The sequence below is a fragment of the Psychrobacter sp. Rd 27.2 genome (assembly GCF_001921755.1).
In the GTDB taxonomy this organism is placed as follows: domain Bacteria; phylum Pseudomonadota; class Gammaproteobacteria; order Pseudomonadales; family Moraxellaceae; genus Psychrobacter; species Psychrobacter celer.
The window spans coordinates 14589-33068 of sequence record NZ_MRYB01000001.1 but is presented as its reverse complement, the minus strand read 5'-3'; the positions used below and the strand labels follow the sequence as shown (position 1 = coordinate 33068).

11 protein-coding genes are annotated in these 18480 nt (G+C 48.9%); 1 reads left to right on the top strand and 10 read right to left on the bottom strand.

Annotated features, from left to right (window positions below; all coding sequences use genetic code 11):
• Nucleotides 1–106: 106 nt before the first annotated feature.
• The 10 genes from BTV99_RS00110 to BTV99_RS00065 all read right to left on the bottom strand — a co-directional run bounded on the left by BTV99_RS00110 (nucleotide 107) and on the right by BTV99_RS00065 (nucleotide 15605).
• Nucleotides 107–1528, bottom strand: coding sequence for an FAD-dependent oxidoreductase (locus BTV99_RS00110; protein WP_075100339.1), 1422 nt, complete (start codon nucleotides 1526–1528; stop codon nucleotides 107–109).
• A gap of 144 nt (nucleotides 1529–1672) precedes the next feature.
• Nucleotides 1673–6136, bottom strand: a complete 4464-nt coding sequence (gene gltB / locus BTV99_RS00105; protein ID WP_075100338.1) for a glutamate synthase large subunit — start codon at nucleotides 6134–6136, stop codon at nucleotides 1673–1675.
• Nucleotides 6137–7045: 909 nt separating this feature from the next.
• Nucleotides 7046–8227 (bottom strand): hypothetical protein, encoded by a 1182-nt coding sequence (locus BTV99_RS00100; RefSeq protein ID WP_256713686.1) that lies wholly within the window; start codon nucleotides 8225–8227, stop codon nucleotides 7046–7048.
• A gap of 131 nt (nucleotides 8228–8358) precedes the next feature.
• A complete protein-coding gene (gene aroB, locus BTV99_RS00095; RefSeq protein WP_075100337.1) occupies nucleotides 8359–9465 on the bottom strand; it encodes a 3-dehydroquinate synthase in 1107 nt (368 codons plus the stop codon).
• Nucleotides 9466–9537: 72 nt separating this feature from the next.
• A complete protein-coding gene (aroK, locus tag BTV99_RS00090) occupies nucleotides 9538–10095 on the bottom strand; it encodes a shikimate kinase AroK (RefSeq protein ID WP_075100336.1) in 558 nt (185 codons plus the stop codon).
• Nucleotides 10096–10253: 158 nt separating this feature from the next.
• Complete coding sequence (gene pilQ, locus BTV99_RS00085; protein WP_075100335.1) at nucleotides 10254–12638, bottom strand: type IV pilus secretin PilQ; 2385 nt, start codon at nucleotides 12636–12638, stop codon at nucleotides 10254–10256.
• 27 nt (nucleotides 12639–12665) lie between these two features.
• Nucleotides 12666–13199, bottom strand: coding sequence for a pilus assembly protein PilP (locus BTV99_RS00080; protein ID WP_075100334.1), 534 nt, complete (start codon nucleotides 13197–13199; stop codon nucleotides 12666–12668).
• A complete protein-coding gene (locus BTV99_RS00075; RefSeq protein WP_075100333.1) occupies nucleotides 13196–13903 on the bottom strand; it encodes a type 4a pilus biogenesis protein PilO in 708 nt (235 codons plus the stop codon). The genes BTV99_RS00080 and BTV99_RS00075 overlap by 4 nt, the downstream gene beginning before the upstream one ends.
• Nucleotides 13900–14550, bottom strand: a complete 651-nt coding sequence (locus BTV99_RS00070) for a PilN domain-containing protein (RefSeq protein WP_075100332.1) — start codon at nucleotides 14548–14550, stop codon at nucleotides 13900–13902. The genes BTV99_RS00075 and BTV99_RS00070 overlap by 4 nt, the downstream gene beginning before the upstream one ends.
• Nucleotides 14550–15605: a pilus assembly protein PilM gene (locus tag BTV99_RS00065; protein WP_075100331.1), complete on the bottom strand. Its 1056-nt coding sequence runs from the start codon at nucleotides 15603–15605 to the stop codon at nucleotides 14550–14552. Before BTV99_RS00065 ends, BTV99_RS00070 begins: the two co-directional genes overlap by 1 nt.
• Nucleotides 15606–15799: 194 nt before the next feature.
• Between BTV99_RS00065 and BTV99_RS00060 the strand changes: the two genes are divergently transcribed.
• Nucleotides 15800–18418: a penicillin-binding protein 1A gene (locus BTV99_RS00060; protein ID WP_075100330.1), complete on the top strand. Its 2619-nt coding sequence runs from the start codon at nucleotides 15800–15802 to the stop codon at nucleotides 18416–18418.
• Nucleotides 18419–18480: the final 62 nt, after the last annotated feature.

The window sequence follows — 18480 nt, the reverse complement described above, 5'->3', positions numbered from 1 at the left end:
CATTTATCAAAAAAATAACGCCTTTTATCTATCAACAGATAAAAGGCGTCTATCAGGCAGCGCCCTGACAAGCTGGCGCAAGCCTTGACGGTCATTAGGGCCAGCCTTACACCTCTAAGAAGTCCAAGATGCCGTCCGCGGCTTCACGGCCTTCCCAGATGGCGGTCACGACCAAATCAGAGCCGCGCACCATATCGCCACCTGCAAAGATTTTGGGATTGCTGGTTTGAAATTTAAATGCTTGCTGCTCGAGCGCCAATACGCGGCCCGAGCTATCCATGCTCACTTGCTGTCTCTCAAACCAGTCAGCAGGGCTAGGACGAAAACCAAAGGCCATAATCACCGCATCACACTCAATGATCTCTTCTGAATTTGGAATCGGCTCAGGACGACGGCGGCCACGATTGTCTGGCGCGCCCAGTTGTGTGGTGACGACCTTGACGCCATTGACCTTACCATTTAGGCCGATGATTTCGGTCGGCTGACGGTTGAACAAAAACTCCACTCCTTCCTCGCGCGCATTGACCACCTCGCGGCGTGAGCCTGGCATGTTTTCTTCATCACGGCGATAGGCACAGACGACTTGCTCAGCGCCTTGGCGAATGCTGGTACGGTTGCAGTCCATCGCCGTATCGCCGCCGCCCAGCACCACCACGCGCTTGCCTTTTAGGTCGATGTACTCTTCGGCATCTTTTTCCCAGTCATTGCAGCGATTGACGTTGGCAATCAGATAATCTAGAGCGTCATAAACGCCGTCGAGCTCTTCGCCTACAAAGCCGCCGCGCATATAGGTATAAGTGCCCATTCCCATAAACACCGCGTCGTACTCGCTCAACAGCTCATCGATAGTGACGTCTGTACCGATTTCGGTCTCGAGGCGAAACTCAATACCCATGCCTTCAAAGATCACACGGCGATTGCGCATGACGTCTTTTTCCATCTTAAACTCTGGGATACCAAAGGTCAGTAGGCCGCCAATCTCAGGACGCTTGTCAAAAACCACAGGCTTGACGCCATTTCTTACCAAGATATCAGCGCAACCAAGACCTGCCGGCCCAGCCCCAATGATGGCAACTTTTTTGTCTGTCCAAACCACATCTGACATATCAGGTCGCCAGCCTAAGGCAAAAGCAGTATCGTTGATATATTTTTCGACATTACCGATGGTCACCGCGCCAAAACCATCGTTTAGCGTACAAGCGCCTTCGCACAAGCGGTCTTGAGGGCAAACGCGGCCGCATACTTCAGGCAAAGTATTGGTACGATGACACAGCTCTGCTGCCTGAAAGATTTGGCCTTCGGTGGCCAGCTTTAGCCAATTAGGGATGTAATTGTGAACTGGGCACTTCCACTCACAATAAGGGTTGCCGCACTCAAGACAACGATGGGCTTGCTGCGCCACCGCCTCGCTCTCAAACGGCTTATAAATCTCAACAAACTCTGTCGAGCGGGTGGCAATGTCTTTTTTGGCAGGATCAAACCGTGGTACATCTAAAAACTGAAAACTATTTTCTAAGCGTTTTGCCATGATAACTGTCTCTTCTCTAGGTGGCTTTTATCGTGGGTGGGGAGCCGCTGCGACACACTGTCAGTCCATCTGATATATGTCACTGCGGGCACCGACCTGCGAAAAAACCAATGTATTAAAACGTCTCTTATACCCTATACCCGACTACTGTGGATCAGCCATGGTGGTTTTTAGGAGACTGGCAATATTCGCCGCTTTGGGCTTGACCAAGTAAAATTTGCGCACATAGTGCTCAAAGTCAGCCAATATCGTCTGGCCCCAAGCGCTGCCTGTTTTATCTACGTGGTTTTCTATCACTTGCTGCAAATAAATGCGGTGCTCTTCGGTTTGCTCGCTGGAGATACGGTTTAAATCAATCAGCTCGTGATTGCAGCGATCAAAAAAGTCGCCATCCATGTCGAGCACGTAAGCAAAGCCACCGGTCATCCCTGCGCCAAAGTTCAGCCCTGTCCGCCCAAGGATGGTCACCACGCCGCCGGTCATATATTCACAGCAGTGATCGCCTGTGCCCTCTATCACCGCGTGCGCCCCTGAGTTACGTACGCCAAAGCGCTCGCCTGCAGTGCCTGCCGCATATAACTTACCGCCTGTCGCACCATAAAGGCAAGTATTACCGATAATGGCGGTCTCTTGGGTACTAAAACTGGCACCCTTTGGCGGATAGATCACGATCTCGCCACCAGCCATACCTTTACCGACATAGTCATTGGCATCGCCTTCTAGCTCGATATTTAGGCCGCCTGCATTCCACACACCCAAGCTCTGCCCTGCTGTGCCCGTTAGATGCAGCTTGATTGGCATATCACTCATACCAAGATTGCCCCAGACTTGAGCGATCTCGCCGGAGATACGCGCGCCGATTGAGCGATCGCAGTTGCCGATTGCATAGCTATAATCGCCGCCTGTACCTTGACGAATATTAAGGAGCATATCACTGACCATCTGCTCAGCGAGCAAGCCCTTATCAAATGGCTCATTACGCTCTACCTGACACGTTTGCGCGTTGCCAACGCTGGCTGGATGACTAAACAAGAGTGGCGTTAAGTCGAGGTGACGCTGCTTAGCCGTATTGCCTTCTAACACCTCGAGCAAGTCAGTACGTCCGACCAGCTCTTCCATACTACGTACGCCAAGGGCAGCAAGCCATTCACGTGTTTCCGTCGCCACAAACTTAAAGAAGTTAATGAGCATCTCCGCTTCACCGATGAAGTGCTCGTCACGCAACTTGGCTTTTTGGGTAGCAACGCCTGTCGGGCAGTTGTTTAGATGGCAGATACGCAAGTATTTACAGCCCACCGCAATCATCGGCGTGGTACCAAAACCAAAGCTTTCTGCACCAAGGATAGCGGCTTTTACCACATCAAGGCCTGTCTTGAGTCCGCCGTCCGTTTGTACCCGCACTTTATCGCGCAGGCCATTGACGCGTAGCGACTGATGCGTCTCTGCCAAGCCCAGCTCCCACGGCGAGCCTGCATGATGGATAGAAGACAGTGGTGACGCTGCCGTACCGCCATCATAGCCTGAGATGGTGATTAAGTCGGCATAGGCCTTGGCCACGCCTGTCGCGATGGTGCCAACGCCTGGACGTGAGACCAGCTTCACCGAGACCAAGGCATCGGGGTTGACTTGTTTTAAGTCAAAAATCAGCTGCGCCAAGTCTTCGATAGAATAAATATCATGATGCGGCGGCGGTGAGATGAGTGTCACCCCTGGTACAGAGTAACGCAGGCGCGCGATCAGCGCATTGACCTTACCACCTGGCAGCTGTCCACCCTCCCCTGGTTTTGCACCCTGAGCGACCTTGATCTGCATGACTTCTGCTGAGCGCAAGTACGCGGGCGTGACACCAAAACGACCAGAAGCCACTTGTTTGATTTTTGAATTGCGCAGCGTGCCATAGCGTACTGGATCTTCGCCGCCCTCTCCTGAGTTCGAGCGGCCACCGATGGTATTCATCGCCATGGCGATCGCTTCATGTGCTTCTGGTGATAGAGCGCCAAGCGACATGCCCGCCGAATCAAAGCGTGTCAAGATAGCCGAGATGTCTTCGACCTCATTCACGTCAATTGAGTTATCCGTTTTTAGTTGCAACAAATCCCGCAAGGTTGCTACAGGGCGACTATTAACCAAGTCGGCATAATGACGATAATTGGCATAATCGCCTGTCCGTACAGCGGTGTGCAGGCTGTTAATCACATCAGGATTAAAGGCGTGATACTCTTTATTAAAGACAAACTTGAGCAAACCACCTTGATCAAGGGGCGCACGGCGCTTAAAGGCGTTGGCCGCGAGTATGGCCTGATCTGCTGCCAGATCGGCAAAGGTGGCACCTTTGATACGGCTTTGCACACCTTTAAAGCATAGGTTTACCACTTCTTCTGAGAGACCAACCGCTTCAAATAATTGTGCACCGCGATAAGAGACGATGGTTGAGATACCCATTTTTGATAAGATTTTTAGCAAACCTTTATCCAAGCCTTTACGGAAATTGACCCGCGCCTGAATCGGATCGCCAAGCAGCTCACCACTTGCCACCAAGTCATCGATGACATCATAAGCCAAATATGGATAGACGCAGGTGGCGCCAAAGCCAATTAATACCGCCACCTGATGCGAGTCACGCGCCAGCCCCGTCTCGATGATGAGATTGGCATCGGTGCGGATACCTTGGGCGATCAGATAATGATGCACTGCCCCTGTCACCATGATGGCATTGGCAGGGACTTTGTCGGCGACGATGTTTTTGTCAGACAATACAATCAGCGTATGGCCGGCGCGAATACTGCTTGCCACTTGCTCACAGATAGCAGTGATGGCTTCTGACAGCTCAAGGGTGCGATCATAATTTAAATCAATACGCGCCATCTGAAACGCTGGGTCGTCTAAGCGCTCAAGCTGCTGCATTTTGCTGGCTGACAATACTGGTGAGGATAAAATAATACGGTGTGCATCGCGCGCAGATGGTGCAAACACATTGGTTTCAGCGCCGAGACACGTCTGTAGTGACATCACGATTGACTCACGTAATGGGTCAATCGGTGGGTTGGTCACCTGCGCGAACTGCTGACGAAAAAAATCGCCGACATGACGAATTTGCTGCGACAGCACTGCCATTGGTGTGTCATCGCCCATCGAACCCACTGGCTCTTGACCATTTTCGGCATTGGGACGGATGATTTCGGTGCGCTCTTCATTGGTGATGTGATACATCTTTTGTAGGGCTTTGAGTGGCTCGCCGCGGCAGGCCTGCGCCGCCAGCTGCTCTTCTAGGCGCTCATCATCACGGATACGGGTCGCTTCTTCACGCAGCCATTTGCGATACGGGTGCGCTTTTTTTAGTAAGGTCGCTATGGCTTTGGTATCTAAAATCTGGCCAGTCATGGTATCGATGGCCAGCATTTGACCGGGACCGACGCGGCCTTTTGCCAGTACATCTTTTGGCGCGTAATCCCAAACACCCACCTCAGAGGCGACTGTGATGTAGCCGTTCTTCGTCGTCACCCAGCGCGATGGGCGCAAGCCATTGCGATCAAGCATGCACACCGCATAGCGCCCATCTTGAATCACCAGACCCGCAGGCCCATCCCATGCTTCCATATGCTGCGAATAAAACTCATAAAACGCGCGCAAATCCATGTCCATGCTATCGACATTTTGCCAAGCAGGTGGCACGAGTATCGACATGGCATGAAACAGACTCATGCCGCCAGACATCAGCACCTCAAGCATATTATCCAAACTCGAAGAATCCGAGCCTGTACGATTGACCAGTGGTGTCAGCTCATTTAGGTTGGGCAGTTTGTCCGATTTGAGTTTTGGGGTGCGTGCCTCCGACCAGTTACGGTTGCCCGTGATGGTATTTAGCTCACCATTGTGCGCCAGATAGCGAAACGGCTGCGCAAGCGGCCAGCGCGGTAAGGTATTGGTAGAAAAACGCTGGTGGAATACCACGATATGTGAGGCCAAGCGCTCATCTTGCAGATCCAAAAAGAACGCTGGCAAGTCAGACGGCATCACCAACCCTTTATAGATAATCGTCTGAGCGCTCAACGAGCACACATAAAACAACTCATCGTCTGCCAAACGTTGCTCGGCTTTTTTGCGCGCGACAAACAGCTTACGATTAAAATCATCTGCTGATAAATCATCAGGCGCATTGACAAACACTTGCTTAAAATCAGGCAATGTCTCACGGCCTATGTCACCGACAATCGTCAAATCAAGTGGCACATTACGCCAGCCCGCCACATCCAAGCCTTGTGCAGTAATTTCTTTAGAGAGTATTTGCTGGCTGTGTTTTGCTTTAGCAGCGTCGAGATTGACAAAGACCATGCCCACCGCAAAGTTATCAGTAATATCAAACTGTAGCTCGGCGGCAATTTTTTGAAAAAACTTGGTCGGCGTTGCCAACAATAGACCACAGCCGTCACCCGTCTTACCATCAGCAGCAACACCGCCACGGTGCGTCATACAGCTTAAGCTATGAATGGCTGTTTTTACCAAATCATGGCTGGCCTCACCCTCAATGTGAGCGATCAAACCAAAACCACAGTTATCAGAGAAGTCATCTGGCGTGGCCAAATGCGTATGGGAGGAAATCATTGACATGGCTAGTCCTTTTAAGTGAACGGGTCGCTTATCATCCAATGCGGAGCATAAACGGCTATCCGTAGGCAGAACGGGCTAATAATTAATATTCGTATATCCGAATTAATAATTGATGTGACGTTCTTATTCATCATACTCTGAGAATCAGGTTAGCACCTTGACCCTCCTAGTCATTAATGATGTCTGAACAGATAATTAATGTATGAATAGACAGTAAGTAATGGATCTTGGCAATCAGATAAAAATCGTTTTATCTGCCAGTTACTCAGTTCTCAATCACATGCTATTGTTAACTGGAGTATCGCTTGTCACCGTGTATTACCGAACGCTATGATTATATTGGCTAGGTAGTGTAACGGTGCGATGATTTATATTGAATATTTGACGCTCTGTATTTAAGCGCTTTATTCACTCTAAAAAGAGCGACCGTAAGGGAGGCTGCGCCATTTATTATCGTATAAATGCAAATAAAAATGGCGGCGCTTGGGACAACAAACAGTAGCAAAGCATCTTATAAATTTGATGCAATCACTCACCGAATGTTCAATAAATAGTTATTTACGATAACTATACAGAACGTCGCCCACCGTTATATTAGTTAATGATTGACAAAAAATCTAGTCTTTTCTATCGATTCATCACCCATATTTTGTAAGAGAACGTATTACTAATGGTTATATAATGACGAAAAACAGCAGATAAAAACGCATATAAAGGCAGGCTTCAGCCATCATTTAAGCCATGGTTCATGCAACTAAGATATCAGAACATCAAAGTAAAAGCGGTAACTGGAGAAAATAATAACGGTCACTTGATACACAAAATACCTGCCAAAAAAAGCCCATCAGCATCTTTGCTAATGGGCTTTATTACTATCGCTACGGCTCTGATCAAATCATCAGACGCAACTTAATTGCTTTTTTCTTCAATCAGCTCTTTAATACTGTCGCCGTTATTTTTGGTCGCATTGTCACTTTTTGTAGAGTCGTCATTTTTGGCAGCGTTATTGTTTTTAGCTACGCCTTGGTTGGTACTTTTATTGTCCGTGTCGGTATTGCTATTTCTATTGGGATTACTGTTTTTATTGCTGGCGTTATTGACACCACTATTTGCCGCATTATTTGCGCCCGCATTTGTCCCACTGCTACTACTTGGCGGCTTCGGCGTTGGCACGACTGGTGGCTTCTTATTGCTACTATCACCGCCTGTCGCTACCGGTTTTTGATTGTCCGCAGGTTTGTTGCTCGACTCTGCGTTGCCTGCGGTCACAGACGACTGCTCTTCACCGCCTACGATACGCTCCTCAGTGACAGATAAGGTCTCAGAGGTGTCGATAGACTGGCGAATACTGGTCTCACTGCTGCTCTTAGCGCGCCGTGTTTCATCGGCGTCGTTGCTGTCATCGGCAGGTTGACGCACTGGTACTTCGCGCTTGGTCGGGCGCAAATCAACCGCGCGCGTTCGCCTATTGCTCAAATCTTTTATGGGATCGGGGCGCTCATAATTATCGATGATACCGATATAGCGATTTATTTCTTCTGGCAACACGCGGACATCGGCCGGTAGTTTAAAGTCCACCAGTTTTGAGGCGCCAACCGCTTCTTGCGGACTGCTCATCAGCCCATAAGTTAGCATATAACGCACTTGGTTTTCGTCATCTAAATAGCGAAAATACGCAAACTTTTTGCGATCATCACGGCTTTCTAGATAGCTGACGATAACGTCGTTTTCGGCGACATTCATCACCTGTACTGTCCACTTGCCCTTGTTTGCTAGCAAATAGCGCTTGTCTTTGAACTCATCAGGATAGCTGCGCAAATCGCGAATGGTCGCGTCAAAGCTGAGCGGCTGCACATCCGTATCCAGCTCATGCAAGGATTCTATGGTGAGCGGCTGCTCAAGCTCAGCACTAAGCGGCTGCGGCGTGGTTATCGGTGCGTTTTCGATTTTGGCACCCATCGCTGGGGTCTGACTAAACATCCAAACCAAAGCGGTAACCACGCCAAGTAGCAACGTCGCTACCAGCCAAATCAATGCTTGGCGGCGATATGCTTGGCTTGCGCTACGCGTCGTCGATCTTGGTGCTGCCATGAGAGTATCCTTGGTGAAAATAGGGTTAAGAACGCAACATAAAGACTCGTTGAAAGTAAATGCCAGCGGTCACGTTAGGCGCTAAACGCACATTGTCTTCACCAAACGCTTATAATTGTAAAATCAGTATCTTACGTACTGTGTGCGGCCAGCACGTCGGTTAATAGCGTGGCATCAAAATCATTGGTCAATACCGCCTCACCCAGTGATTTTAACAAAATCAGGCGGATTTGTCCGTGTTTCACTTTTTTATCATGACCCATCAGATCAAGCGCAGTGTCCACCGCGATCGCAGGCGGGTGGATAGGCAGATTTGCCAAGGTCAACACATGCTTGACACGCGCCACCTCCTCATTACTTAGCCAGCCCATTTTTTGTGAAAGCTCGGCGGCCTGTACCATACCTGCCGCCACAGCCTCGCCGTGTAGCCAGTTGCCGTAGCCTTGATGCGTCTCGATCACATGACCAAAAGTATGGCCGAAATTAAGCAAGGCACGCACACCTGACTCGCGCTCGTCTTGGGCCACGATATCGGCTTTATATTGACAGCAGCGCTTTACTGCCTCACCAAGCACGGCCAAATCCAGCGCCATCATGGCAGGCAGATTGCTCTCCAGCCACTGCAAAAAACTGACATCCATGATAAGGGCGTACTTGATGACCTCTGCCAGCCCTGCTGAGAGCTCACGAGCGGGCAAGGTTTTGAGTGTACTCATATCAGCCAGTACCATTTGCGGTTGCCAAAAAGCGCCAATCATGTTTTTGCCTTGTGCATGATTGATGCCTGTTTTGCCGCCGACACTAGAGTCTACTTGTGACAGCAATGTCGTTGGTATCTGGATAAAATTTACGCCGCGCATAAAACTTGCCGCCGCAAAGCCTGTCATATCGCCAATGACGCCGCCACCTAGGGCGATGAGCGTCACGTCACGGTTGAAATGGGCATCCATCAGTGCATCATAAATCTGATTGATACTGTCTTGATTTTTATACTGCTCACCATCTGGCAGCACGCAGACTCTCACAGTAAAGTGCGCGGCCAGCGCTTGTTCAAATGCAGATAGGTATAAAGGCGCAACCGTCTCATTAGTGACGATTAAAACCTGACGGCCCGTTATATAAGGCGCCACTTGCTGCGCCATACTGCCATTTTTGGCCGCGTCTTCAGTAATAATGATGGGATAATCATGGCTTTGTGTCTGAACGGTTAAACCCTCAAAAAACAGTGGCGTGGCCATGAAGTACTCCTTAAATAGTGGTCATAAGCGATGAGCAGCTGACTGTCTGTCATCCATACAGTATCTATACAGTTAGCTTCGGTTATTGGGGACGGTAATGGCAGACATATCAAACGATGCCAGCTGCTGCAAGAGTTGATTGACCATATGACGCGGATAAGTATGGCCAGTTGGCATGATGATATGCGCCACTTGCCGGTATAGCGGATCACGGGTGCTGTAGAGATCCTGCAATATCTGCTTGGGGTTGGGCTGCTGTAGCAATGGTCGCGACTTGTCTTTTGCCGTACGCGCCATTTGCACATCAACGGGGGCATTGAGATACACGACGATGCCACGCTGGTGCAAAAACGCGCGATTTTCGGCAGACATGACCGCACCGCCACCAGTCGCCAATACAATTTGCGGTTTTTGGGTCAACTCATCGATGGCGCGTGTCTCACGCTCGCGAAAGCCCGCTTCACCTTCTTTGGCAAAGATCCACGCAATATCGGCACCTGTTTGCGACTCGATGTACCAGTCACTATCCAAAAACTCACGTCCTAGCTGCTTAGCCAGCAGTTTACCGATTGTCGTTTTCCCTGCTCCCATCGGCCCCACTAAAAACACCGACGGCAATTCCTCCACCATAGTACTTACTCAGCTAAATTAGCTATGATACAACGTCATTGATATTCTGGCTAGTAACGAGCCGCGATAATTGTCCGCAAAATCTCATCCCTCTTTCGGCTTACTCATAAAAAAAGCAAGCACTCAGGCTCGCTTTTTTAAAGTAGGTCAACCTGTGATTAATTCAAGCGGCTGGTACCATCATTGATGAGTTTTGGTGTGACAAAGATTAATAGCTCTTCTTTGGCATTACTACGCACATCTTTGCGGAAGGCGCGGCCAATATACGGCAAATCCCCTAAGAAAGGCACTTTATCCACGCCGTTACTGGTACGGTTTTTGAACACGCCACCTAAGACCACGGTCTGACCATCTTCGATGATAACGTTGGTTGAGATTGAGTCTTCAGCGATGGCGACCTGATTGTTGATGATGGTCGGTGTGCCATTGGTGATGAGGAGTTGTAGGCCAATTTTACCATCAGGGGTGATGTTTGGCGTGGCCTCCAAGCTCAGCGCCGCTTCTTTAAAGCTGGTGGTGGTCGCGCCACTGGCTGAGGCTTCTTGATACGGAATCTGAGTCCCAGATGACACCTTTGCGGTTTGTTTATCCGCGGTCAAAATCTTCGGCGTCGAGATGACTTCACCGCGATTGTCCGCTTGCAGCGCTGATAGCTCAAGGTCGAGCATCACATCTGACATACTGAGCAAACCAAAGGCAATACTACCCGCTGGGTTGGCCACACCCAAATCGACGTTTAGGTTATCAGGGCGCGTGATGTCATAAGAAGGATACGAGACCGTCTGACCGTTGACGGTGGTGGTTTCTACATCAAAGTCTTTTAAGTCCCACAATGTCTGGTTACTGCCGCCCACCAATAAGTTGCGGTTATTGGCCGCACCATTTGACAAGATACCCCAACGAACACCGATCTCTTTACTAAAACTGTCGGTCGCACTGACAATACGCGCCTCGATCATCACCTGACGCACCGGAATATCGATTTTGCTGATCAGTTTATGAATGTTTTCAATACTGTCTGCCACATCTTTGACAATCAAGGTATTGGTACGCTCATCCACAGTGACGGTACCGCGATTTGACAACAAAGAGTTATTGTCGTCGGCACGGTTTGAGCTACCACCAGAAGAGCCGCTGCCTTGAGAAATCAATGTCAGAACATCTTGCGCTTTAGCATAGCTTAAGCGGATGTACTCTGTACGTAATGGTGCAAAAGATTCAACCGCTTGCTGCGCTTCAAGCTCACGTGCTTCTTGCTCTGCAAGCTCTGTCGCCGGCGCGACCAAAATCACATTGCCGTTTTCACGTTTGCCCAGATTTTTACTCTTTAAAATAATATCAAGCGCTTGATCCCAAGGCACGTTGATCAGGCGCAACGTGATGTTACCTGCAACCGAATCACTTGCCACGATATTCATCTCGGTAAACTGCGCCAAAATATCTAAAACGCTGCGGATCTCGACATCTTGGAATTCCATAGACAGTGGCTCACCGCTATAGACTCTTTCTTCGAGCGTCGGCTCACGCAGTAGCTCAGGCTTACTGATGCTGATATTTAGCTGATTGCCTGACTGGTACGCTTGATACTCATAGTCGTCGTTCATATTGATGGTGACGACACCATTTTGACCTTGGTTTTTGGTATCAATACTACTGACCAGACCGCTATTGATATTTAGACGGCGCAGCAAGTTTCTAGGCACCGTACTGCCTGTCAAACGGACGACCAGCTTATTGCCTTGACGTTGTACATCTACTGGAATGGCTTCATTGGCCAAAGCGATACTGATATTACCACCACCATCGTTACCTGCAGCAAAATTGACGGCGGTTAGGCCTTCATAACTATACTGCTTACTCACTTGTGAGGCGGCAAGCTGTGGATCCAATAGCGGATTGACCCGAACCACCATCGTATCTGCGGGTACTTGATTTTTGACCACCGTAGTGTTGGTGCTATTGACCGCCGCAACAGAAACGCTACTGGTTTCTACAATGGGGGTGACAATTGCTGTGGTTGTCATGCCACTACTGTTATTCAGCACATCTTGCACAGGATCATTGGTGATTATTTGATTAACGACGGGCTGATTAACAGGTTGGCTAACCACGGGGCGGCTAGGGTCAGTGATGGTCAGCAGCAAATCATTACCATCGACCGCTGTAGTATAGTTGCCTGCTTGCTTGAGACCCACAATGAGACGCGTGGTGCTGTCGCTGCTTAGTGTCGTGACATCATTGACCATGCCGATGTTGTATTCGTTAAATCGGCTAGCCAGCCCATTTTGCACTTGTTCAAAATCTAGTACCAAACGGCTTGGATCATCTAGCTGATAGGCTGCAGGCAATGCTGGCGCACTGGCAAAGCTCAAGCGCATTTGCGTCACTGCTGGCGCAGTTTGTACCACAGAGACGTTATTGATACGCTGGGCAGCTCGGGCATGGTTACTCACTGCTACCATGCTGACTGCCAATGCTGAAACGGCAAAAGCAGAAGATACGCGGTTACTCATCGTCATTACCTTGTTGTTGCGTACTGTCATTATTTATTCCTCAAAAAATCTGCCGACTTAGCTTATAGGAGAGACCAGCGACTGGGGTTTTTCGATAAACCCTGCGCGGCTGTCTGGCACAATTTCAATCAAGTTAATCTGGGTCGGCGTGATTTCAACAATACGGCCGTCATTCAATCCAAGATAATCACCTACTTTCACACTCGCAACTGAGCCATCAGGACGTTGTACCAACGCATATCGCTGACCTTCAGGCGAAATAACAACACCGCGAAAGACCAGCTGTGATAGCTCGTACTGCTCAAGCGGCCCTTTGACTCTGGTAATATCAGGGCGTACACCATCGATAGGCGTCGTCGGCCCTTGTACATTGACCAAACTTGGGGGCAAAAACGGACTGCGCTGCGTGCTTGCGCTGTATACAAAATCTTCTACCAGCTCCGCCTTAGGTGGGGGCTCAATCGGCTGCGCTGGCTGGTTGCGTATGTCATTCATCGACTGCTGTGCCATCCCTATGCGATCGCTACAGCCCGTCATCGACAACACAACCATACTTAACGCCAGTAACGTGGGCAGTTTATTTATCATCATTGACTGTCTCCTGCAGCAGCGGCATCACCTTCAGGATTTGCTTCTTTTGAACGATAGGTTTTGGTTTGTAGTACCAGATTTAGCTCTGGTAATACATCCAAGCTCGGCTGCGGGTTACTCACCTCAAAATCATGCATCGTGATGATACGAGGTAGAGCAGCCAGTCCACTGATAAAGCTGCCGAACTGATGATACTCACCCAATGCGGCAATACGTATCGGCTGCTCAATAAAAAATTCGTTTTCAATTTCAGGCTCAACCGAGATATCCTGAAAGCGAATATTGCTGCCCACACCAGTCATGTTGATGCCCTCTACCAGCTCTGACACCCGTGTGTCTTTTGGTAGTTGATCAAGTAACGAGTTAAACTCAGCTTCCATCTGCACCACTTGCGCTTTATACGCTTCTAAGTGACGGGCGCGTGATTCTTTTTCACGATAACTATCGAGCAAGGTTTGCTGCTGGCTTTCGGCGGCATTGATTTCATCGATTTTGCCACTGATCGGCAGCGCCCATGACAAGGCGGCGATAAAAACAATGATAAGCCCTATCACCGTTACCTTGACGGGCAATGGCCAGCTACCATAGTTTTCAGAGTCTAATGACTCAAAACTGCGACGAAACTCTTGTAAGTCAAACTGCTTTTTTGGCTTTAGGTCTGCTTTTTTGATTTTGATTAGGCTTTTTTTGCGGCTCAGTTTCATAATGCACCTCCAAGCCCAGTACCTTCTTCAGGTGTGGCCGTCTCTGACTGCACCCTTGTGGTTACCACAAACTGTACATAGCTGTCTTCTGGATAAACAGGGCGCGTCTGCTCACCTGTATTGATGGTGTTATTGAGCGCAGGCGCTGCCTGATAAGCACTGATGTTTTGTTGAATATTGCTGACAGCAGAGTTACCCATCCATTTACTACTATCGAGATTACGAATCAGATTGGACACCACATTTGGGTTATCTGCCAGGCCGGTCAAGGTGATGACATCTCCTTCGCGCTTGAGATTATTGAGATAAAGCGCCGACGGCATTGCTTTAGCCAAATCGTCCCATAGACGTACAGGAACCGGGCGACGACCTTGCAAGTCTTGAATCACTTGCATACGTGAGATAATATCTTCACGGCGCTGCTCTAAGCTATCGATTTCGCTCAACACGGTGTCTAAACGCGCGTTTTCTTGTTCAATCAAGGCATTGGCATCGAGCTGCTCTTCAAGCTCATTGTTAAAATAGCTCCACGTAGCAAATGCGGCCAACAACGTTAGTAGTGTCACAGCTACCACAAGCGTGATAAACTCTTTGTTGCGGCGTTCGCGCTCTTCGGCGCGCCAGGGTAAGAGGTTAATACGAGCCATTAGTCAAAGCTCCTTAACGCAAGACCACATGCTGCCATGAGGCTTGGGGCATCGATCGCCAGTTGCTCATTATCGATATGTGGCGCGATGGTCATATTGGTAAATGGATTGGCGATACTGACAGTCACGCCCAGTTTTTGTTGCGCCATGCCAGCCAGACCGGGAATCGAGCTACTGCCCCCCGCGAGGACCACGTGATCGATATTGCTGTATTGGCTCGAAGAAAAATAGAACTGCAAAGAGCGAGTGATTTGCTGAATGGTGTTTTCGATAAACGGCGTCAATATCTCAGGATAGTAATCGTCAGGCAAGGTGCGCTCACGCTTACTCAGCGCCGCTTCCTCAGATGATAAGCCATAGCGATTTTGTATTGCCTCTGTAAGCTGAGCACCGCCAAATAGCTGTTCGCGGCTATAGATAAATTCGCCATTTTTGGCGACATATAAGGTGGTTTGATTGTGACCAATATCTACCAAAGCGACTAATTCTGGTAGCCCTGGTAAATTATCTACCATCAAACCAAAAGCACGCTCAATGGCGTGCGACTCAATATCCATGACCTTGGTTTGCATGCCACCGAAGGTCAAGGCATCGACGCGTTGGTCGACATTCTCCGAGCGTGAAGCCGCCAGTAGCACCTGCACCATATCGTCACTGACCAAAGAAGGGCCTAAGACTTCAAAGTCTAGGTTGACGTCTTCAAGAGGATAAGGCACGTATTGATCGGCATCGAGACGTATCTGCGCTTCGCGCTCGACATCGCTGAGTGCCATGTCCATATCGATGATCTTGGTAATCACCGCTGACCCTGATACGGCTGTCGCTGCATGAGCATTAGCCACTTGACAGCGTCTGGCCAAACTGGCAATCGTATCGCCAACGGCTTCAGTATCCACGATGAGTTTATCGACGACTACGCCTTCCGGTAGTCTTTCAATGCCATAAGATTTTAAGCGGAACATGCCTTGTTGGCGCTGTATGTCAACCAACTTTACTGAGGTGGCACAGATATCCACTCCAATCAAATGTCGACTTTTGGAAGTAAATAGCCTCACAAACTCTATACCTTATATTAAGTGTACAATCTGATAGTTATTTGTAATAATTGAATACAATACTTTACTTAATAGATAGATTCAAGCATTTAAATTATATATTAAGGCTAACTTACACATTTATTATGACCTCCCTATTTCGTTCAAGGTATAATGCACTACCTGTTGCAAATCATTAATTAATAAGTCTTATTATGGCCAAAAAAAATGCTACTGCTCACATTATTCACTTTTTGGTAGGGCTATTTATTGCTTGTTTAGCCTTGGCGGTCATCTTGGCAATGGCAGTTCCTATTGGCTTTTATGGCATGGCCATGTATTTATCGCCTACCCTGCCAAGTACGCAAGAGATAAAGACCGCAACGCTAGAAATGCCATTGCAGATATATAGTAGTGATGACAAACTCATCGGTCAATACGGCAATCGTTTATCATTGCCGATCACTTTTGAGGAAATCCCTGAAGATTTGACTCATGCTTTTTTGGCCGCAGAAGATGCGTCTTTTTTCCAGCACAGTGGTATCAGCATTAAAGGTCTAGGTCGCGCGGTCACCGAAGTGGTGACCGATGATGATAGTCAAACAGGTGGCTCAACCATCACCATGCAGGTGGCCAAAAACTACTTTTTGAGCCCAGAGCGTACCTTAAATCGTAAACTAACTGAGCTATTTTTAGCCCGTAAAATAGAAGATCAGCTCAGTAAAAACGACATTTTGACCCTTTATGTCAATAAGATTTATTTGGGTGAAGGCGCTTACGGCATCCGTGCGGCCGCCAAAAAATACTATAGTAAGTCACTAGACAACCTCACCATTGCAGAGATGGCAATGCTGGCAGGTCTGCCAAAAGCCCCTTCTAAGTACAATCCTGTCGCCAATCCTGAGCGCGCCCTGACCCGCCGCAACTGGATCATTGGCCGTATGCATGAGCTGGGTTATATCAGTCAAGCGCAGCATGATGAGGCAGTCAGCTCCCCCATCGGCATCAAGCTTTATCAAGAAAAACTCGATGTTAATATGCCTTATTTGGCAGAGATGGCACGCTCTACCTTAGTAAATCGCTACGGTGAGCAGGTCATGCATGGCGGCTGGCGCGTACGTCTGACCGTCGATAGCAAAGCACAAACCGATGCAGAGGCCGCCGTACTCAAAGGTCTCATCGCTTATGAGCATCGCCATGGATGGCGCGGCGCTGAAGCGAATGATGAGCCATTAGAGAACTTCCGTCGGTATAGTAACCTATCACCTGCCAAAGTGACAAAAGTAAATGCTCGTAGTTTTGAGGCCACTATCCCCTCGGGTGAGACGGTGACGGTTAACTGGTCTGGGATGAGCTGGGCGCGCAAATACATCTCTGCCGATCGTATCGGTTATTATCCAAGTAATGCCAGCCAAGTCGTCAGTAAAAACGATATTGTGCGCCTGATTCCGACAGCGAGCAACCGCTGGCAGCTGGCTCAAATTCCTGACATACAAGGCAGTCTGGTTTCATTAAACCCAGAAACAGGCGCGCTCAATGCTTTGGTCGGTGGTTTTGATTTTAATCACAGTAAGTTTAACCGAGCGCTGCAAGGCTGGCGACAACCTGGCTCTACCATCAAGCCTCTAGTCTATACCGCAGCCCTAGAAAAAGGCTATCGCCCTGATAGTATCGTCTCAGACCGCCCTATCCAAGTTGGAGACTGGAAACCCAAAAACTCTGACGGGCGTTTTTTAGGAGACATCACCTTACGTCGCGGTTTGTATCTATCGCGTAACCTTGTCTCTATCCGTCTGTTACAGGCCGTCGGTATCTCTGATACTCGTACATTATTAGACGAGTTCGGTCTCGATAAAGAAAAGCTGCCAACTACCCTATCGTTGGCATTGGGTACAGGGCAAGCGACACCGCTACAGATGGCCACCGCTTATGCAACCTTTGCCAATGGCGGTCACCGTGTACAGCCTTATTTTATTGAGCAAATTTATAACTACAATAACAAACTGCTTTTTCAAGCCAACCCGCAGCAAGCCTGCGCCTCATGTTTTAATGAGCAACTAGAACGCGTCAACAAAAAACTGCTAGAAGACTATGATAGCGCGCTCGAACAAGCGGCAACTGTAGATGCAGCAGCAGACTCAAAAGACAGTGATGCCGAAGCAAGTACACAGAGCGATCAAAGCCGTATCTATGATGCCAGTCCGCAATCAGATCGCCTAAAAGCGCCTGCAGTACAGTACGTGATGGCCAAACAAGCACCGCGTATCTTAAAGCCTAGAGTGGCCTTTGAGATGGCAGACATATTACGTGATGTTGTACAGCATGGCACGGCCAGAAGAGCAAAAGCACTGGGACGTGATGATATCGGTGGTAAAACTGGTACCACCAACGAAGCAAAAGACGCTTGGTTTGCAGGGTTTCATCCCAGTAACGCAACCGTCGTCTGGATGGGCTTTGACCAACCATCGACCATGGGTCGGCGCGAATACGGCGGGGTGGCAGCGCTACCAGTATGGATTGACTTTATGAAAGCCCAGCTCAAAGACACCCCTCATCAATGGGTCTCTATCAATAATCGCTCAAAATCCAAAAAACAAAAACAAAAAATCATAGAAATGACGGATGATGGTATCGTTACCAGCGATGAAGACGATAATACGCCTGCCGACACTGCATCAGAAAAACCTGTCAAAACCAGCACCCAGCAGCGCAAGCCGCCAGCACCTGAGCCGGTCGAAGACGAGCGTCCAGCACCAACGACGCGTCATGATAGCGTACCGCAAAATCCGCTATCGGTAACCCCGGTGGAGCGTATGCCAGCCATGCCTGAATAACCCAAGCTCTAGGGTGTGTCCTCATTTTAAAAATGGCGATAAAAATGAGATAAGTCGCCGTC